Annotated in this window: 15 protein-coding genes; 7 read left to right on the top strand and 8 right to left on the bottom strand. The window is 72.4% G+C overall.

From position 1 onward, the window contains the following. Positions 1–58: 58 nt before the first annotated feature. Positions 59–778: a hypothetical protein gene (locus WMF27_RS01605; protein WP_437762020.1), complete on the top strand. Its 720-nt coding sequence runs from the start codon at positions 59–61 to the stop codon at positions 776–778. A gap of 81 nt (positions 779–859) precedes the next feature. Continuing rightward, on the top strand, positions 860–1,294 hold the full coding sequence (locus WMF27_RS01600) for a hypothetical protein (protein WP_437943733.1): 435 nt from the start codon (positions 860–862) through the stop codon (positions 1,292–1,294). A 24-nt stretch (positions 1,295–1,318) separates the two neighbouring features. On the opposite strand, the gene WMF27_RS01595 is transcribed toward WMF27_RS01600, so the two are convergent. After that, positions 1,319–2,209, bottom strand: coding sequence for an SDR family oxidoreductase (locus WMF27_RS01595; protein ID WP_437762022.1), 891 nt, complete (start codon positions 2,207–2,209; stop codon positions 1,319–1,321). A gap of 350 nt (positions 2,210–2,559) precedes the next feature. Between WMF27_RS01595 and WMF27_RS01590 the strand changes: the two genes are divergently transcribed. Continuing rightward, a complete protein-coding gene (locus WMF27_RS01590; RefSeq protein ID WP_437769911.1) occupies positions 2,560–3,138 on the top strand; it encodes a protoglobin family protein in 579 nt (192 codons plus the stop codon). Positions 3,139–3,246: 108 nt separating this feature from the next. Here WMF27_RS01590 and WMF27_RS01585 read toward each other — a convergent pair whose 3' ends face one another. Next, entirely contained in the window at positions 3,247–3,462 is a 216-nt protein-coding gene (locus tag WMF27_RS01585; protein WP_437762023.1) for a hypothetical protein, read from the bottom strand. Between the two features lie 395 nt (positions 3,463–3,857). Then, complete coding sequence (locus WMF27_RS01580) at positions 3,858–7,277, bottom strand: DUF2126 domain-containing protein (RefSeq protein WP_437943732.1); 3,420 nt, start codon at positions 7,275–7,277, stop codon at positions 3,858–3,860. A 356-nt stretch (positions 7,278–7,633) separates the two neighbouring features. On the opposite strand from WMF27_RS01580, the gene WMF27_RS01575 reads away from it, so the two are divergent. Both WMF27_RS01575 and WMF27_RS01570 read left to right on the top strand, forming a co-directional pair. After that, positions 7,634–9,523: a serine/threonine protein kinase gene (locus WMF27_RS01575; RefSeq protein ID WP_437762025.1), complete on the top strand. Its 1,890-nt coding sequence runs from the start codon at positions 7,634–7,636 to the stop codon at positions 9,521–9,523. Between the two features lie 10 nt (positions 9,524–9,533). Continuing rightward, positions 9,534–10,610, top strand: a complete 1,077-nt coding sequence (locus tag WMF27_RS01570) for a hypothetical protein (RefSeq protein ID WP_437762026.1) — start codon at positions 9,534–9,536, stop codon at positions 10,608–10,610. A gap of 932 nt (positions 10,611–11,542) precedes the next feature. Here WMF27_RS01570 and WMF27_RS01565 read toward each other — a convergent pair. Further along, the gene (locus WMF27_RS01565) at positions 11,543–12,616 is read right to left on the bottom strand and encodes a hypothetical protein (protein WP_437762027.1); all 1,074 of its coding nucleotides are present in this window, start codon (positions 12,614–12,616) and stop codon (positions 11,543–11,545) included. A gap of 233 nt (positions 12,617–12,849) precedes the next feature. Beyond that, complete coding sequence (locus WMF27_RS01560; protein ID WP_437762028.1) at positions 12,850–13,689, bottom strand: hypothetical protein; 840 nt, start codon at positions 13,687–13,689, stop codon at positions 12,850–12,852. Positions 13,690–14,872: 1,183 nt separating this feature from the next. Here WMF27_RS01560 and WMF27_RS01555 point away from each other — a divergent pair. Further along, positions 14,873–15,637 carry a DNA-binding protein gene (locus tag WMF27_RS01555; RefSeq protein WP_437943731.1) on the top strand — a complete coding sequence of 255 codons (765 nt, stop codon included), beginning with the start codon at positions 14,873–14,875 and terminating at the stop codon, positions 15,635–15,637. A gap of 78 nt (positions 15,638–15,715) precedes the next feature. After that, positions 15,716–16,306 carry a Uma2 family endonuclease gene (locus tag WMF27_RS01550; protein WP_437762030.1) on the top strand — a complete coding sequence of 197 codons (591 nt, stop codon included), beginning with the start codon at positions 15,716–15,718 and terminating at the stop codon, positions 16,304–16,306. 90 nt (positions 16,307–16,396) lie between these two features. On the opposite strand, the gene WMF27_RS01545 is transcribed toward WMF27_RS01550, so the two are convergent. The 3 genes from WMF27_RS01545 to WMF27_RS01535 form a co-directional block, all read right to left on the bottom strand. After that, complete coding sequence (locus tag WMF27_RS01545) at positions 16,397–17,047, bottom strand: hypothetical protein (RefSeq protein WP_437762031.1); 651 nt, start codon at positions 17,045–17,047, stop codon at positions 16,397–16,399. After that, positions 17,044–17,427: a contractile injection system protein, VgrG/Pvc8 family gene (locus tag WMF27_RS01540; RefSeq protein WP_437762032.1), complete on the bottom strand. Its 384-nt coding sequence runs from the start codon at positions 17,425–17,427 to the stop codon at positions 17,044–17,046. The genes WMF27_RS01545 and WMF27_RS01540 overlap by 4 nt, the downstream gene beginning before the upstream one ends. A 244-nt stretch (positions 17,428–17,671) precedes the next feature. Beyond that, a complete protein-coding gene (locus WMF27_RS01535; RefSeq protein WP_437762033.1) occupies positions 17,672–18,694 on the bottom strand; it encodes an SGNH/GDSL hydrolase family protein in 1,023 nt (340 codons plus the stop codon). Positions 18,695–18,717 lie beyond the last annotated feature (23 nt).

Raw genomic sequence — 18,717 nt, 5'->3', positions numbered from 1 at the left:
GCGCGCTCCCTCCGCACCTCACCTTGAGCCGCCGGCGGCCTTCGCGGTAGCGTCGACCATGGCCTTCTCTTCCTGGAAGACGTGCGCCGCAGCGGCGCTCCTGGCGGCGGCCTGCAGCTCGACGGACGGCAGCCCCGGGACGGGCGGCGCTGGCAGCGCCGGCCCGGGCGGCGCAGGCGGCGCAGGCGGCGCAGGCGCTGGCGGGAGCGCGGGCGGCGCAGGCGGCGCAGGCGGCGCAGGCGGCGCAGGCGGTGGCGGGGGGGCGAGCTCCACGACGGCCGGCGGCGGCGCGGGGGGAGAGGCGGTCTACGACTGCGCGTCGCTCGGCGATCCGTGCACGACATGCCTCGCCCTGCGCTGCCAGGAGAGCTATTGCGCGTGCCAGCGGAGCGCGGAGTGCGCCGCGCTGGGCAACTGCCTCCTCGGCTGCGCGGCGGAGGACGTGGCGTGCGAGCAGGCGTGCCTCACGGCGCACCGGGCGGGCATCTCGGGCATCTTCCTCGAGGGCGGCTGCGCGTCCGAGCGGTGCAGCGCGCAATGCCCATCGCGAGACGCGCTGTCCCCCTGCGCGTCCTGCCGGCTGGCAGGGTGCGCAGCCGAGATGAACGCGTGCATCGCCGAGCCGTCGTGCAGGGCAATGCTCGCGTGCGTGGATACGTGTCGTGCGGACGGAGATGGCTGCCTGGAGGTGTGCTCGGCGATGCACGCGGACGGAGTGCAGGCTGCCGGGGCGGTCTTCGCATGCGAAGAGGCGCGGTGCGGGGCGGATTGCGAGTGACCGGTGAGCCGCCGCGAGCCGCCATGCCGCGCGGCGCCCGCCGGGGTCGACGCCCTGGGCGAACAGGCATACCATTCCGTCGTGGCCTTCCACGGATTGCGCGAGATTGAGCGGGACCCGTACGCGGTCGTCCATCACGACCCCGCTCAGCAGCTCGTGCTCATCAAGCGAACTTCGCTGAACTATCCGAGCATCGCGGCGATCGAGCTGAGCTTCGAGCGCATCGATCGGTCGCTCGAGGCGATCGCCAGGCGGCGCACGCTCCTGCTCGTCGACGCCCGCGACGCACCGCTGCGCAACGACGCCGGATTCGAGAATGCGTTCGCGCACTGTCACACGCGGCTGACGCAAGGTTTCAAGAAGACCGCGGTCCTCCTGAAGAGCGCGACCGGGGTGCTCCAGCTCGGCCGGCTTTCGAAGGGCTATGAAAAACCGATGGGCATCTTCACCCGCCCCGAGGACGCGCTCCACCACCTCGGCGTCAGCGTCGACCTGAAGCAGCTCACCGCTCCCTGACGCGCCCTCCACCCCCAGAGCGGCTCAAGAGAGCGGTTTGCCGCCGGTTACGCCGAGGACCTCGCCGTTGACGTAGCTCGCCTCGTTCGAGGCAAGGAACACGAACGCCGGGGCGAGCTCGGCCGGCTGCGCCGGGCGCTCCATGGGATGATTCTTGCCGAAGGTGGCCACCTTCTCCTTGTCGAACGATTGCTGGATGAGCGGCGTCCACACGGGGCCGGGCGCGACGACGTTGACGCGGATGCCACGCTCGATGAGGTCCTTCGCCAGGCCCTTGCTGAAGGTGACGATCGCCCCCTTGGTGGAGGCGTAATCGAGGATATCCGGGCTCGGCTGGTACGCCTGGATCGAGGCGACGTTGATGATCGAGCCGCCTTCCTTCATGTGCGGCAGCGCGTACCGGATCATGTGGAACATGGCCAGGATGTTGACGCGGAAGGTGCGCTCGAGGCGCGCGGCGTCGATGTCCTCGAACCGCTCGACGGCCTTCCCCTGCTCCGCCGCGTTGTTCACCAGGACATCGATGCGCCCGAATTTGCGCGCCACCTCCTCGACCACCTTCCGGCAATGGGCCTCGTCGGCCAGGTCGCCGGGTAGCGTGAGCGCCTCGCGCCCCGCCTCCTTGATGACCCGCGCCGTCTCCTTCGCGTCCTCGTGCTCGCTCAGGTAGGAGATCGCCACGTGGGCCCCCTCGCGGGCGAACGCGAGCGCGACGGCGCGGCCGATCCCGCTGTCCCCTCCGGTGATCAGCGCGATGCGGTCCTTCAGCCGGCCGAGCCCCTTGTACGACGACTCGCCGTAATCGGGCCGCGGCTCCATCTTGGCTTCGATTCCGGGACGCTCCTGTGTCTTGCCCTCGAAAGGCGGCTTCGGGCCCGCGCCTTTCGGATCCGCTGTCGGTCCAGTGTTCTGCATAACCTCCTCCTGACGCTGCGCTGTGGGGAGAGGCCGAACGCGCTCCCACCGAACCCTGGCCATAAGAGCGGCGGCGCAGCCCAGCCATCGGTGGCCGCCTGCTCTCCAGATCGGAGCTCCCCCTACACCGGCGCAGCGACCAGCGAGCGGCGCGCGCCGTCGGCCCCTCGCCGGGCGCTCCCGAGCGGACACGGCGGCAGACATCTCTCGCAGACGGCGCGCGCCCCTGCCGCGCGGTACCGCCGCGGCCTGTCACGTCGAGGCTTGACAGGCGACAGCCGGTCCGGTGTCTTCACCCTGCGCTGTCTCGCGGCACGCCGCCGGCGAAGACGCGGAGGAGAACCGTCGTGATGAAACACGTCGACGAGAGCCGTCTGGAGTCAGATCTCGAATATCGGTTCGGGTACCTCATCGAGTTTGTCGGCTTCGGCGAGGCAGACATCGCGGCGATCCACGGCGCCGCGCCGCACCTCGCCCCGCGGGTCGACGCGCTCGTCGACGCGGTGTACGAGAAGCTGTTCCTCTACGACGCCACGAAGCGCCACTTCGTGCCGAAGCAGCACGGCTACGAGGGGGCGCCCCCGGCCGACCTCGCGTCGCTCACGCTGGACCACGAGCAGATCAAGTTCCGCAAGCAGCACCTCTCAGGCTACCTCGTGCGGCTCGTGACCCACCCGTATGATCCGAAGATGGTCGCCTACCTCGACATGGTGGGGAAGATCCACACCGCGAAGGCCGGCAATCCCGAGGTCGTCGTCCCGCTCGTGCAGATGAACGCGCTCATGGGCTTCGTGTCGGACGCCCTGCTCCAGACCATCCTGTCGCTGGGCCTCGACCGGGAAGCCGAGGTGCGCACCCTCCGCGCCTTCAACAAGCTGCTCTGGCTCCAGAACGACCTCCTCGCGCGCCACCACCTCTCGGCGGCCTGATCCCCCTCCCCTTCCGGCCACGCGCCGCCCGCCGGGGCGGACCGCAGCGGCGGGCTGCGCGCCGGCATCCCGGGGGCGGCGGCGCGTCGAGCGGACGGCGCGGCGCGCTCAGATGCAGAGCGAGTCGCAGTCGTGATCTTCTTCGCACGCCGAGACGCAATCGCCGTCGTCGTCGCACGCCGCGATGCAATCGTCTCGATCCGTCGAACACGCCGTGATGCAGTCGTCCCCCCCTTCGTCCTTGTCGTCGTCCGTGTCGACGAAACAGCCGGCGGCCAGGGGAATCGTGGAGACCAAGAGCACGGCAAGCACCTTGCGCAACATGGATTGTCCTCCTTCGTGGTGTACTGTCCGCATGCGATGCAGGGGACATCGAACACTCAAGCAGGGGGCGTACCAACCGCTGTTCTGACGCGACTCCCCCGTCGGGCCGCGGACCTGGAGAGCCGTGATGCCGCGCAGAGCGAGCTCGGCGCCGGAGCTCCGGGTCCCCCGGGCGCCCCGGCCGGCGGACGTGGGGTATCCTGCGAGAAGGCAAATCGCCACAGCGGAGGAGGCCATGGCGGCGCTCGGCGCCCGCGGCGCCGGGGTTTTCCGCGCGGCGCGCCGGGCGTGCGCGCCGGGCCAAAGTGTCACACCCGGCTCGACCGTGGGCGACGGCCCTCCGTCCAAGGGAGCCTCCGGCCGCGCCGGGTCTCACCGGGGCGCGGCCCCGCGGCTCACCCCTCGTCTTCGGGCTTCTGCGGCTTGGGCGGCGGCCGGTCCACGGCGTAGCGCCGCAGATCCAGCGTGTAGGGCGCGTCCCCGTGGGCGAACGCCTGCTTCGCGGTCACCGGCCAGGGCGTCGGCCCCTCGATCGTGAACCGCTGCGCGCGCCGCGCCGACGCCTCGAACCGCGTGAGCGGCGCGTCGTGGAAGGCGCGGCCCTCGGGGTGCCACACGTGGTAGGCGCACGCGCCGATCGAGCGCTTGCCCCACGTGTCCAGGATGTCGATGTGGACCGGGTGGTGGATGCCGATGTGCGCGTGCAGGCTGTGCGGCGGCGCCCAGGCGCGGAACCGCACGCCGCCCACGTGCTCTCCCGCCGTCCCCGTCGGCCGGAGCGGCAGCACGTGGCCGTTCACGAGCACCGTGTGGCGCTCCGGCGTGAGCCCCTGCGCGCGCACCTCGATGCGCTCCATCGACGAGTCCACGTAGCGCGACGTGCCCGTCGTCGTCAGCTCCTCGCCGAGCACGTGCCACGGCTCGATCGCGTTGCGCACCTCCAGCACCACGTCGCCGGCGTGCAGCGTGCCCACCACCGGGCAGCGCAGCTCGATGAACGGCCGGTACGCGTCCGCGGGCAGGGCGAGCCCGCGCTGCTTCAGGTGATCGAGCACGTCCTCGAAGTCGCGCCACAGGTAGTACGGCAAGAGGAAGCGGTCGTGCAGCGCCTGGCCCCAGCGCACGAGCCGGCCCGTGTACGGCGCCTCGGCGAACGAGGCGAGGAGCGTGCGGACGAGCAGCGCCTGGGCGACCGCCATCCGGAAGTGCGGCGGCATCTCGAAGGCGCGCAGCTCGACGAGCCCCTGCCGGCCGTGCGCCGTCTGCGGATCGAACAGCTTGTCGATGCTCACCTCGGCCCGGTGCGTGTTGCCGGTCATGTCCACGAGCAGGTGGCGGAACAGGAGGTCCGAGAGCCACGCCGGCTCGTTCTGCCGGCGCTCGAACGCGCGCGAGAGCGCGATCTCCAGCTCGTAGAGGTTCTCGTGGCGCGCCTCGTCCACACGCGGCGCCTGCGACGTCGGGCCGACGAAGAGGCCGGCGAACATGTACGAGAGCGACGGGTGGTGCTGGTTGAACGTGAGCAGGCTGGCCAGGAGATCCGGCCGGCGCAGGAAGGGGCTCGAGAGCGGCGTCGGGCCGCCGAACGTGAGGTGATGGCCGCCCCCGCTCCCCGCCATGCGCCCGTCGATCAGGTATTTCTCGCAGTGCAGGCCGCTGTGGAGCGACGCGTCGAACACCGTCTCCAGGAGCGACGCGTACGCGCGCACCCCGTCGGAGGGCGGCAGGTTCACCTCGAGCACGCCCGGGTCCGGCGTCACCGAGAAGCGGAGCACGCTCGCGCCGGACGGGGGCGGGTACCCCTCGAGCAGCACGTCGATGCCCGTCTCCTGCCGGGTCGCGTCGATCGCGGCGATGAGCTCGAAGAAGTCGGCCGGCGCGAGGAACGGCGGCAGGAAGACGTGGACGATGCCGTCGCGCGTCTCGACGCAGAGCGCCGTGCGCACGCCGTAGCCCGATCGCCCCGCGGCGGGGGCGGCGCGCTGGGGGTGATGCGCGGCGCGCTCGCCGTCGTGGGCGTGCCGCTGGGCCGCGCGCGCGCGCGCCGTCTCGGCGTGCTCCGGGTCGCCGTCGCCCTCCAGGAGCTGGACGCGGCGCTGCCTCTCTTCCTCCTCGCCGGCCTCGGGCTCGCCGCGCCGCGGGTCGGGCGGTGACACGAGCTCCTCGATCGGCGGCGGCGGGGCCACCGCGACGAGCGAGCGGAGCGGGAGGCGCAGGCCGATGGAGCTGTCGCCCGGGAGCAGGAAGAGGTGCCCGCGCCGGAAGCCCCAGCGCTCGCTGATCCACGACCCCCACTGGCGCGCGAGGGGCAGGACGAAGCCGACCTCTCGCCCGAGCCCGCGATCGAGGACCCGCGCGAGGCGCCGCCGCTCCTCCGGGTCGTCGAGGTTCGCCTTGAGCGGGTCGACGTCGGTGGGCAGGCTCGCCTCGTCCTGGAGGTGGCGCCAGGGGTCCTCGAGGGCCGGCATCAGGAAGTCGGCCAGCCCGAGCCGCGCCGCGAGCGCGCCGGCGAACTTCCGCGAGAGCTCGACGCCGCGCCCGCGCGACGCGCTGGTCGCCGGATCGGCGTGGCGCGCCTGGGACATCTCGGTCCAGATCGGGACGCCGTCGCGCCGGCCGATGATCTCGAGCGCCCAGCGGGGCAGGCTCTCGCCGGGGTAGTGCTTGCCGGCGCGGAGCAGCAGGACGCCGCCCGGCGTGATCCGGCGCCGGAGCTCGTGCGCGAGCCGGAGCCCTTGCGACCACTTCGTCGGGCCGAGCGCGCCCTCGCACCACTCGGGCGCGTCCGGGTACTCGCGCGAGTTGAAGGTCGGCTCGCCGCCCATGGTCAGGGAGAGGCCCGCGGCGGCGAGCCGCTCGTCCGCGCGATCGGCCACGGACAGGAGCTCCTGCCACACGGGCTCCTCGTAGGGCGTGGTGGGCCGCGGCTCGTGGCCGAGCCGCCCGACCTTCATCTCGAAGGTCACGTCGGTCGCGCGCGTGTCGCTCGTGCCCTCGACCGGCGCCGCGAGCGCGGGCGAGGCGGTGCAGGCGAGCGGGATGTGGCCTTCGCCGCAGAGCAGGCCGCTCGTCGCGTCGAGGCCGACCCAGCCTGCGCCGGGAAGGTAGACCTCGGCCCACGCGTGCAGGTCGACGACGTCGCGGCTCACGCCGCGCGGCTGGTCGGGGATCATCCCCTCGTCCGTGAGCTGCACGAGGTAGCCGCTCACGAAGCGCGCGGCGAGCCCGCGCGACCGGAGTGCCGCGATGAGCAGCACCGCCGAGTCGCGGCAGCTGCCGCGCCCTTGCGCGAGCGTCTCCTCCGGCGTCCAGATGCCGGCCTCCTCCCGGATGACGTACTTGATGCGCCGGTTCACGGCGGTGTTCAGCGCGACGAGGAGCGACACGGTGTCGCCCTTCGAGGGCAGCCCGGCGAGGAACTCGTCGAGCAGCGGGCCGCGGGCGAACGACGGATCGGCGCTGTCGAGGAAGGGGGCCAGGTCCTGCTTGAGCTCGGCCGGATACGCGAACGGGACCTCCTTCGCGCGCTCGTCGAGGAAGAAGTCGAACGGGTTCACGGGGCGCACGCTGACCGCGAGCTCGACAAGGACGTCGAGCTGAGCGACGCGCTCGCCCGCGGGCAAGAGCACCCGCGCGACGTGGTTGCCATACGGGTCCTGCTGCCAGCGCGCCGCGATCGGCGGGTCGATCTTCAGGCTGTACGACTCGATCTTCGCCTTCGCGTGCGTCGCGGGCCGCAGCCGGATGAGCTGCGGGCCGAGCGAGGCGGGGCGGGGATAGGTGTAACGGGTCCGGTGCTGGATGAGCAGGCGCACGGTGGTTCGTCTCCGGGGGTGGCCCTATCCAACCAGAAGTGCCCTCTTCCGTCTCGCCTTCCGTGACGCGCGTGAGGCGCGCTGCGCGATCGTTTCGAGGACGATTCGGCCAGGGGTCGACGGCGTGGCGGCGCGTGGGCGCGAGCGCGCGGCGACGCGAGCGTCCGACGGCGCGGCGGCGCGGCGGCGCGGCCTCGCGGCGGCGCGCGCCGTGTGACGAATCGACCGTACGGCGGCACAAAAACCGCGTGCTGCGGCGCCTTTGGCGCCGTTCTGTCCGCCTCGCCACGCCGCGCCCCGACACCGGCGCCGCCCGCGCTTGCCGTCCGAGGGCGAAGCGGTGATCATCGCCCGCTGTGTCGGGTTCGGAGACGAAACAGCCCTCGCTGCCCCCGGTCGAGCCGGGGACGGTGCTCGCCGGCAAGTACCGCGTGGAGCGGGTCATCGGCCAGGGCGGCATGGGCGTGGTCGTCGAGGCCCGCCACGTCGTGCTCGACGAGCGGGTCGCCCTGAAGTTCCTGCTCCCCGAGTTCACCCAGCACCCCGAGGGCTCGGCCCGCTTCCTCCGCGAGGCGAAGGCCGGCATGAAGATCAAGAGCGAGCACGTCGCCCGTGTTTCGGACGTCGGCACGCTCGAGAACGGCGCGCCCTACATGGTCATGGAGTTCCTGATCGGGAGCGACCTGGCCCGCCTGCTCCGCGATCAGGGCGTGCTCGGCATCGAGGACGCGATCGACTACATCGCGCAGGGCAGCGAGGCGATCGTCGAGGCCCACGGGCTCGGCATCGTCCACCGCGATCTCAAGCCGGCGAACCTGTTCCTGACGGCGCGCGTCGACGGCTCGCCGCTCGTCAAGGTGCTCGACTTCGGCATCTCCAAGATGGCGACCGGAGGGGTCGACGTCCTGACGGGCACGGACGCGGCGCTGGGCTCGGCCCTGTACATGTCGCCGGAGCAGATGCGACAGACGCGCTCGGTGGATCACCGGACGGACATCTATGCGCTCGGCGTCTCGCTCTACGAGCTGCTCGCCGGCAGGCAGCCGTACTTCGCGGAGACGCTGCCGCAGCTCTGCGCGGAGGTGCTGACGGGCACGCCGACGCCGCTGCGGGACATCCGCCCCGACGTGCCCGCCGCGCTCGCGGCCGTGCTGGAGAAGTCGTACGCCCGCGAGCGCGAGCACCGGCACGCGTCGGTCGCCGAGCTCATCGTGTCGCTCGCGCCGTTCGCGCCCGCGCGCACGTACCCGACCCTGGCCCGGATCGCGCGCATGGGCGGCCTGTCGCTGCACGCCGCGATCCCCGGCGGCCAGCGCGGGTCGCAGCCGTCGTTCCCCGCCGTGGACTCGAGGCTCCCTGGGCCGGCCGCGCGCGAGCCGTCGTGGCCGGGGCCCACCTCGTATCCCGCCTGGCAGCGCGACACCGCGCAGCCGCGCCCGCCGACGCCGCTCCCCCACGGGACGCCGTTCCCGCAGGCCCCGTCGCCCATCGCCCACGCCTCGACGCCCTATCCGCACCCGTCGTCGCCGTTCTCGCACGCCCCGTCACCGGGCAACGGCGCCTTCGGGCCTCACCCTGCCGAGGACGGCAGGCCGAGCCCGGTCCCGCCGAACGGCTTCCCGGCGCCCACGCCGCAGCAGCACATCGTCCCCGGTCCGTACAGCGCGCCGATGAGCTCCCGCGCCGCCGCGACCTTCGCCTCGTCGACCCACCTCGGGATCTCGTCGGACGGGCGCCGGATCCCTGGGCTATCGGTCTCCCCGTCCGCGATCCTCGCGATCGCGCTGATCTCCGCGACCCTCCTCCTGGGGCTCATCGTCGGCAGCGTCTACATGCTCCGCCGGGGCGGCGCCGACGGGGCGGAGGGCACGGCGGCGGCGCCGACGGTCGCCGTGAGCGCGCCGGAGACCGCCGCGCCGGCGCCGGCCCCCGAGCAGCCCGCGCCTGCCGCCGGGACGACGACGCCGGACGGGCCGACGATCCGACCGACGGCGGCGGCAGCCGACGCAGCGACCACGGCTGACACAGCGGCGGCGAGCGCCTCCGCGGCCGCGAGCGCCCCCGCGCCGAACGCCGCGGCGGCCGCGAGCGCCCCCGCGGCGTCGCCGAGGACGGCGCCGAGGACGGCGCCCACGGCCACCCGGGGCGGCGCGCCTGCGGGGCGGACCACGCCGGCCGCCCGCCCGTCGCAAGCCACGACGACGCAGCGCCCTCCGAAGGGCATCGACCTGAACGACCCGCACTGAGCCCACAGCCATGATCCCCTCGACAGTCCATGCCCCCCGCGCGCTCCGTCGCGCCCGCCTCGCCCTCGCCGCGGTCGTGCTCGGCTCGGCCGCCCTGTTCGCGCCCTCGGGCGCTGCCGCGCAGGGCGCGGGCGGCGACGCGACGCTCGCCCAGACGTTGTTCGAGGAGGGGCGCCGCCTGATGGAGGCGAAGTCGTACGCGCAGGCGTGCCCGAAGCTGGCCGAGAGCCAGCGCCTGCGGCCCGGCACGGGGACGCTGCTCAACCTGGCCCTGTGCAACGAGGGGCTCGGCAGGACGGCGACGGCGTGGGGGCAGTTCAAGGAGGCGCTCTTCGCCTCGAAGAAGGAGGGCAACGCCGCGCGCGAGGCGTTCGCGCAGGAGCACATCGACGCCCTGGAGCCGAGGCTCTCGAAGATCCAGCTCAACGCGGAGAACACGCCCGGCCTGCTGGTCCGCGTCGACGGCGGCGACATCCCCGCGGCCGCGCTCGGCACGCCGATCCCGATCGATCCCGGCGCGCACGAGGTCGAGGCGACGGCGAGCGGCTACACGGTCTGGTCGACGACGGTCCAGGTCGGCGAGAGCGCCGATCTGAAGGCGATCGCCATCCCGAAGCTCCTGCCGGTGGCGCCCACGAGCAAGCCCGCCGGGCCCCAGGCGCCGCCGGCCAGCGGCGGCGCCGGCGTCCGCAGCGGCGGGGGCGGCCTGCAGCCCGCGGGCTTCGTGATCGGGGGCGCCGGCGTGGCGGTGCTCGGCGTCGGCGCCGTGTTCGGCATCCTCGCCGCGGGGCAAGCGAGCGACGCGGAAAAGGACGAAACGCTCTGTCCGGAGAAGCGGTGTACGCCGGAAGGTCGCAAAGAGATCAACGCGGCCGAGACCAAGGCGCTCGTGTCCACGATCGGCGTCGGCGTGGGCGTCGCCGCGCTCGCCGCGGGGGCGGTCCTCGTGCTGACCTCGGGCCCATCGAGGGCGGAGGGCGCGAGCGCCGCGGCGGCACGGCAGGGCTCGCCGGCGCGGGTGCACGCGCGCATCGTGCCGCTCATCGGCCCGGAGGGCGGCGGGGTCGGGGTGCTGGGCGCTTTCTAGAATACCGACGATGAGGCAGCCGCCGTACGGAGCACGTTGGCTCTTACAGCCGAGCGACCCGTCCGTCGTCGAGCAGCACCCAGGGGGCGGAAGCCGAGTACGCCTCGGTCCCGGCGACGGGCAGGCTTGGCGCATCCGTGAGCTTGGCAGGAGAGGAACGCCCACAGGGGAGCAAGCTCCGGAAAGCCTTCGACGCCAGCCCTGCAGCTCTCTGCGAACGACAAGGGGTTCTCGTCGACGTAGCTGTCCCAGAGGCGAGTGGCATGTTCGAGGCGTTCCCCCGACCAGGACTGCGCCTTACCAAGGCGGTCCAGAAGGACCTCGTCCGCATGATCGGACACGGACTCGGAGCAGGTAAACGGACGAGTCAACGCCTCACGGCTCGCTGCTCTCGACGGAGGAACAGGCTCAAAATCGAGAACAAATAGTTCGTGATGCGCGAACCCGAGAGGGCGCAACCAGCTGCAAGTCCTCCAGAGATTCACCCGCTCGTGAAGGCTCGCCGACACCCACAAGGCGACGGGGGGCTCCCAGCGGGCATCCGACGAATAGAGCTTGTCCCATTCTTCGGTCGAATTCCACCACGCACGACGCGCTCGCGCATGTTCCAGAGCATCCCGACGGCTCGGACCGATGACGAGACGGTCGGACGCGCACACGACATGGGTCGCACCAACCTGCAACAGCCGCTCGGTGGTGAGCCCATCGAAAACAACATGAGTAGCCCCGCCAAGCTCAACAATGTTCGCCATGCTCAACAGAGCCCACGCTTGCAGTGGTGTCTGAAGTTGTAATTCATGGCCTTTCAATGCGGAGCGGGGGACGACGTTCACGGCGCGGCTGCCACGGTGGGCGGCGGGAGCGAGGCGCTGGGGGCGGCGAGCGCGGCGGTGCAGTGCGCTCTTGCGAGAGGGCTTCCAGGAGGAAGCCAGTCATGACATGCAGCAGAAGGTGGAGGGCGCGCTCGCCTCGAGTTCGCCCACCGGCTCGCCCCCGTGCGGCGCGCACGCGCCCGGCTCGACATCCGCGATCACGGCCGACTTGCTCCCCAGGCCGACGCCCGGAGGCGTCACGACGCAGAACGGGACGCTGGAGCTGACGAGGCTCGACGCGAGCAGGTCCGTGCAGGCGGCGTCGCGGTACACGGACGCCATGAGGGTGCACGAGGCGCCGGTCGGATCGCCGCAGCCGCAGGGGGTGCACTCGCGGCCGTCGATCACGTCCTCGAAGAAGACGTGCCTGGCGGCGTACCCCTCCGGACAGCCGGCGTCGCCGCCCTCGTGGTAGACGCAGGTCAGGAAGCCCGACGGCGCCGCTGGCACGCACGTCGTCGCGTCCTCGCACGCGGTGTACGCGCCGGCGAGGCACGCCCTGGCCCGCGTCGCCCACGGATCCAGCCTGGGGACAGGCGGCGGCGCGTCGATGCGCGGCGTGCACGCGCCGGTCGCGACCGAGGGCGCCGCGATCGTGAGCGACTGCACGCAGGGCTCGCCGTCGCAGAGCTGACCTTCGGGGATCGGGTTCGCCGCGGTGCACGCGCCGTCCCAGCCGTCGGGCGCGGCGAACGAGGTCATCACGGTGCCCGGCTCGTCGCCGGGGCACGAGGCGGACGATGCGGCCCAGCCGGTGGGGAGCCCGCACGAGGCCTCGGGCGGGTCGCACGCGCAGACCGCGCAGTCCATCGGCGGCTGCTGGAGATCGGCGAAGCCTTCGTAGCCGAGCGTGGGCGCGTCGGCGGGGCAGTCGGGGACGGCCTTAGCCGGGCCGAACCAGAGCAGCGCCGGGCCGAACCAGCCGAGCGGCGCAGGCGGGGCGCACTGGCCGGAGCACAGCGAGCTGTGCATGTCGCCGCCGGCGCCACCCTGACCGCCGGCGCCGCCCTGGCCGCCGGCCGCGCCTTGGCCACCGGCGCCGCCCTGGCCGCCGTCCGCTCCGGCGTCGCGCAAGACGCCGCAACCGGACAGATTGTGCTCGATCTCTTCGGGCAGACAGGGACCCGTGATCACAATCGGCTCTTGTTCACAACCAAGGCACAACAGCAGGCCTGAGAGAGCCAAGGAAAACTTGCGCATCGCTGCGAACCTACCTGACCGCGGGTCTACGGCGCAAGAGGCGCATTCACGATGCTGCACCATCAGCCCCAGCGCATTCACGGATCCGAACATTTTCTCATCACCACTTGGCTATTCACGTATTTACGGCGCCGCTTCCGTTTCCGTTCGTTTTGTTACCGGATCGCTCAAAAGCTCGCGTGTACACCTAGCCCGAACGCCACAGAGGCGTTCGGTGCGCTCCACAGGGCGCGCTCAGATCCAGGAGCACCTGGATGACGATCGATCGCCGTGTCGATCAGTGTCTGTACGACGTCGGTGTATCCGCTCGTCGAGAAGCTCTCGGAGAAGGGCCAGTCGATGCCGATTCGTGCACCAAGTCCAGCGCGAAGATTCAGCCGCGACGCTCCACCCAAGGGGACGTCGGGGGAAGCACGAAGCCTCCCGAACTCGGAGAGGCCGCAGGCGAAAAGAATCTGCCGATGATGGCATAGCGCAGCGTTCGTCGTCAGAAGAGACACCGCCATGGGAACCTTGTCGATGGTCTTCGGCAGCGAAGCGAGCGCACGGACCTCCAGCGCGACCGACCACGCTGGCCAGCGTGCCCCGACCGACAGCGCCGGCCCAGCGGCGAGACCGGGCGTCATCCCGAGGCCCGTCACCGCGCCCAGGCCGGCCACCCAGCGGAAGCGCTCCCCCGTAACCGGCGACGCGCGGCTCCGGGGCGACGCCGTACGCGGCGGAGATGGCGGCGCAGGGGCCTGCTTTGGCGGGCAGGGCCGGTCCGGCGAGCAGGGCTCCTCGGGCGGCGCGGGCGGCGAAGCGGGCTTCGCCGGTGCAACCGGTGGTGCGGGGAGCTCGGCGGCGTCGTCGAGCAGCAAGGCGATGGACACGGCCATGGCGGTGACGAGCACCTTGCAGTCGTCGCGCGCGCTGAACCCGTCGGCCCAGCGTCCGTGACCGTCGCCATCGCGGAGGAACAGCGATGCGGCGAGCTTGCCGTGCCGGCGCTCGATGGACGCCGTCATCGTGAACGGAGCCTCCGCATCATAGGGGTCGACCCCGCCCATCGCCCTGGCCGTCTCCGCGCGCAGGAACGGCTCGTCCGGGCAATCCTCGGCGCCTGGCCCGCGGATGAGCTCGATCCGCACCCGGAACGGCGCGGGCGTGGGCTCGGCCCGGGCCGGCGTGACGCCAATGACGGAGATCGCGGCCGCGGCCATCGAGGCGAGCGCCGCGCGGGCCGCCCGCTTCATGCTCGCGCTCTCGCCGTGCGATGTCCGGCGCACGTGCCTCCTCCGCGCGGTCACGGAAGCTTCTGCCCCGCCGCGCCGCCGGCCTGCGTCGCCTGCGCCGCCGCCGCCTTCATTCGCAGCCGCTCGCGCATCAGCTTGAGCTGCCCCTCGGGGAACCGTCGCTCGTGGGCGGCGATGCGCTCCAGCGCGGTCGCCCTGTCTCCTTGCAGCAGCGCCTGCCTGGCGGCGTCGAGCAGCTGCAGCTCGTCGGCGAGCGGCTCTCGATCCTGGGTGGAGGGAGCGTGCTGCTCCAGCGCGGTGCGCTTGCGCTGGCGGAAGGCACCTGCCGGCGCCGCCGTGGGCGCACGAGGGGGTGAAGCTTCCTTGTCCGAGATCGCGTCGGTTAGCGGCGCATCGGAGCGCGACCGCCCCCCGGGACCGGTCTCCGGTCGCGTATCGGGGTGGACGGCACGCGAGAGGAGGAGCGGTGTCGCGATCGGGCCCAGGCGGTGGGCCCAGAGGGCCGGCGCCGGCGCGAGCGCGGCGCGACCTCGTAGGTCGCCTCGTATTGCGCGGCGCCGGTGGAGGGAGCGACGCGGGGTCGTCCTGCTCCTGCTGCTCCTGGGCGGTGTCCGCGGCGGCAGCTGGCACGGCGGGCACGAAGTCCTGCAGACGCCGCGAGGCGGCCGGAGGCAGTGGGGCAGAGCCGCCCGCCGCGGCGGGATAGGCGGGGTTGTACCGGGGGAGGCTTGTGTAGGCGCCCAGGAGGACCTCCTGGGACAGGTCGTCGATGTCGTCCTCGTCGACGCCGAGGTAGCGGAGCATGCCCGGGAGGACGTGAACGGCGGTCGCGTGCATGGACGTCCAGGTGCTGTGCTGGACCAGGTCGGCGGGAGGAGGCGGGAGGGGAGAGAGAGGCTCATACTTAGAATTGCGGGGGATTCTTGGGATCGTCACAGAATCGACGCGGGGGCGGGTGCCAAGGGGCGACATCCAGCGCGCCGGGGTCATGTCTTGTCCGCGGGGGGCAGCACGGCTAGAGACGGGAATGCGCAAGACCGTTTCGACTCGCAGCATCGTCTCGATCGCGCTCGCCACCTGCGTCCTCGCGACGATGGCCTGCGGCTCTGACGAAGAGTCGCCTGCTCCGGACGAGGAGGTGGTGGTCGCCATCGCCGAAGCCCGCGGCCTGGCCGAAGGCTCCACGGCGACGGTCGACGGTGTCGTGACCGTCGCGCCCGGCACATTCAATTCGGCGACCGGCGAGCAGGGCTTCGCGCTGCAGGACGACACCGGAGGCATCTACGTGAGCCTGCCCGACGCGCTCGATCTCGACCTCGACATCCGGGTGCGCGTCACGGGGAAGCTCGGGCAGACGGCCCAGCAGACGGTGCTCAATGCCAAGGCAGCCGCGGTCACGACGCTCGGCGAGGCCAGATCCGTCGGACCGAAGGACGTGACGACCGGAGATGTCGGAGAGCCCGTCGAAGGCCTGCTGGTGCGCGTGGGCGGCAGCGTGACCAAGGCCGTGGAGGACGACCAGCCCTATGGCTTCAAGGTGTACATCGACGACGGCTCGGGCGAGATCCAGGTCTTCGTGCATCTCGTGGACGGGCAACCTGTCATCGACACGGTGTCGCTCGCGATCGATCAGGACATCACGGTGACCGGCCTCGCCGCGCAATACGAGACGACCTACGAGGTCGCGCCGCGCCTTGCAGGAGACCTCGTGGCGCAATGAGCGAGCCGGGCGGCGCGCCGACCCGACCCTGCGCCTCACCGCCTTGCCTCGCCGCGCGCCCCCGTGCAGGCTTCGCCCATGGGCCAGCCCGCCGAGAAGCAGCGCCGCGCCACGTACGCCGACCTCGAAGCCGTGCCGGCGCACCAGGTGGCAGAGCTCGTCCGCGGCACCCTGCACGTCTTCCCCCGGCCGGCACCGCGACATGCACGGGCGTCGTCCAGGCTGGGCATCAAGCTGGGCGGACCGTTCGACCTGGGCGACGGAGGGCCCGGCGGCTGGCACATCATCGACGAGCCCGAGCTGCACTTCCGCGATCCGGACGCGCCGGGGGAGATCGACGCGCTCGTGCCCGACCTTGCCGGCTGGCGCCGCGAGCGCTTGCCCGAACTGCCCGAGACGGCCTACTTTGCGCTCGCCCCCGACTGGATCTGCGAGGTGCTGAGCCCTTCGACGGCGGGCGTCGATCGCGACGAGAAGATGCCGATCTACGCGCGCGAGGGCGTGCGGAACGCGTGGTTGGTCGACCCGATCGCGCGGACGCTGGAGGTCTACGTGCTCGGCGCGGATCGCGGCTGGGGGCCCGCCGTCGTCCACCGCGACGCCGCCCGCGTCCGCGCCGAGCCCTTCGACGCCATCGAGCTCGATCTCTCGGTCCTCTGGGCGAGGTGACCTGCGGCCGCGCTGACCTGTCCGAGCTGACCTCGACCGAGCAGCGCTGGTCGTGCTCCTGGCCCAGGCGATACAGGGTCCATCTCGGGATCAGCGCTTCTTGCTGGGCTCGCGCGCCGGATCGAGCTCCTGGAAGGGCAGCGCGGGCCGGGGGACGAACCGGCTCATCTCGGCGGTCCCGTGGAGGTTCCGCAGCGCGCCGGGCGCCGGCTCCGCGGGCGGAGCGGGCCACGGCGCGCTCGCGGCCTCCCGGGGCGCGCTCGCGGCCTCGTCGCGCAGGTACGACGGCCGCTCCGCCGCGCGCTCGCCCTCGAACGCGCGCGCGCCGTCGATGTCCCCCTGCTGGGCCACGGGCTCGCCGAGCGACTCGATGCGCGGCGGGAACTCGCGAAGTCGCCGCTCCTGGGTCGCGAGGGCCTTCGCGAAGCGCGTCAGGATCTCCGGCTCGTCGCGGGCGAGCGCGCTGCTCATCGCCGTGCCCCAGCCGCGCGTCGCCGCTTCCCAGCGCGCCGGCTGGTCGGTCGCGATGGGCTCGGCGTTATGCTCGCTCGCGCTCCTCGTGTCCTCGCCGTCACGGAACAGCGATGGAATCGCGATGTCGATATCGCTGTAACGGTCGTCGAAGCGCTCGCCGTTCCAGGGCACCTCGAGCTTGGGATCGCGCCCCTGCCGCGCCACGGGCGCCACGCTGTCCTTGATCGCGTTCGGCAGCGGGTTGCCCTGGATCTGCTCGTTCGTCACCCCGAAGCCTGCGCATAGGCCCCGGGGGAATCGGCGAAGACGATCACCTCGGGCGCCGCCGGGTCACCGCCCTCGGGCGGCTCGAACCAGAAGAAGACGCCGTCCTCCGCGCAGAGCCTGGTGATGAAGGCGAGATCGCTCTCCTGGTGCTGGACGCAGTAGACGCGCGGGGGCCGGGGCGCGGCGAGGGAGAAGCGGTGGGGCAGCCCCGCCTCGGTGAGCACCGCGCCGAGGACGCCCGAGAGGGGTTGTTCCTGGAAGATCCGGCTCTGCCGCCCCTCGCCGAGCAGGGCGAGCCGCGGCTCGACGCGCACGCGGACGACGGCGCGCCCGTCGCCGTCGGCGCGCTCGACGCTCACCCGGGTGACGACGCCGGTCACCGCGCGCGCCTGCAGGCAGCGCCTGCCCCGCAAGAAGAGCCCGCGACGCCGGCCGAGGTGCCGTGCTCCCCCGAGCGCCCGTGCGCGGGGCAGCCGGCGCCGCCGTCTAGCGCAGCACCCACCCTCGGCCGCCTGGCTCGGTCCGGTTCTGTTCGGCGCTCTAAGATGACCTACCCCCTGGTCGAGCCTGCACATGCCGCGCCGGGCGTCAGGCTCCGCGCGCCTCCCTTGAGCGACCGCGCCGTCAGAGCAGAGGCTGCAACGCCGCGTACCACTGCCCGCCCAGCAGCACGTAGCCCTGGAGGTTGGGGTGCCACTGATCTTCGAGTAACGTGGTCTTGTTCGGATTGAAGGGCGTGTACATGTCGACGGAGATGATGTGTCGGCCTGCGTCCGCGCGGGCCTTCACCACCGCCGGAATGGCGTCGCCGTAGGTCTTGATGCGCGCGCTGAGCGCGGTGTCGTCGCCCTTGCTCGCGTCGCCGCGCGACGGGACGGGCGCGGCCACCACGATGAGGACATCGGGGAGCTGCGCGTAGATGCTGTCAATCAACGCGCCCAGACGTTCGGGGGCGTTGGGCATGTCGTGATTGTCGATCGCGTCGTTGGTTCCAATCATCAAGAGCACGATGTCGGGCTTGTATTGCGGCATGACGGTCGACACCAGCGTCGAGATGCCGCTCCTTCCGCCGGCGGGGGCGATCGTCCAGCCGCTGTGGCCCTCGTGGTTGTGCGGGAACGCCACGCCGCCAACGGTGTTCGGTCCGTTCGATCCCGAACCGACGAACGTGATGTTCTTGCCCGCTGCGTGCGCGAGCCGGAACAGCTCGACGCGATAGCCGCCCGGCGTGTCCCCGTTGTATCCGTCGGTGATAGAGTCGCCGAACGGCATGATCTTGCACGCCGTACCGTCGGTCGGGCAGGGCCGATAGGTCGAGCCCGCGCCGCCGCCCGCGCCCCCCTGCGCGCCCGAGTCGCCGCCGCTGCCGCCGGCCGCCGCGCCGCCGCCATCCCCGCCACCGCCCGTTCCCGCGAGCGATCCACCGGTGCCGGCCGCAGAGGTCGTTCCGCCGGTGCCCGCGACAGCGCCGTCCGTGCCGCCACCGTCGCTCGTTCCGCCTGCGCCGCCGCCGGGGCCCGCTCCGCCCGCTCCGCCGGCGCCCGCTTCGCCCGCTCCGCCGGCGCCCGCGCTGCCGCCGCTGCAGCCGAGAGCGATAGCGATGACGACGAGCCCGGCCACGACCGGCCAGGATGTGATCGGCTTCATGCCGGAGGATGGTAACGCCGGAG

Source organism: Sorangium sp. So ce281 (assembly GCF_051527395.1).
In the GTDB taxonomy this organism is placed as follows: domain Bacteria; phylum Myxococcota_A; class Polyangia; order Polyangiales; family Polyangiaceae; genus Sorangium; species Sorangium cellulosum_B.
This window is presented reverse-complemented; position numbering and strand designations above follow the sequence as displayed.

Coding starts and splice junctions, on each gene's coding strand:
- WMF27_RS01585 (WP_437762023.1), bottom strand. CDS start 3,462: ATGTTGCGCAAGGTGCTTGCCGTGCTCTTGGTCTCCACGATTCCCCTG.
- WMF27_RS01595 (WP_437762022.1), bottom strand. CDS start 2,209: ATGCAGAACACTGGACCGACAGCGGATCCGAAAGGCGCGGGCCCGAAG.
- WMF27_RS01605 (WP_437762020.1), top strand. CDS start 59: ATGGCCTTCTCTTCCTGGAAGACGTGCGCCGCAGCGGCGCTCCTGGCG.
- WMF27_RS01570 (WP_437762026.1), top strand. CDS start 9,534: ATGATCCCCTCGACAGTCCATGCCCCCCGCGCGCTCCGTCGCGCCCGC.
- WMF27_RS01590 (WP_437769911.1), top strand. CDS start 2,560: ATGAAACACGTCGACGAGAGCCGTCTGGAGTCAGATCTCGAATATCGG.
- WMF27_RS01550 (WP_437762030.1), top strand. CDS start 15,716: ATGGGCCAGCCCGCCGAGAAGCAGCGCCGCGCCACGTACGCCGACCTC.
- WMF27_RS01535 (WP_437762033.1), bottom strand. CDS start 18,694: ATGAAGCCGATCACATCCTGGCCGGTCGTGGCCGGGCTCGTCGTCATC.
- WMF27_RS01560 (WP_437762028.1), bottom strand. CDS start 13,689: ATGACGGCGTCCATCGAGCGCCGGCACGGCAAGCTCGCCGCATCGCTG.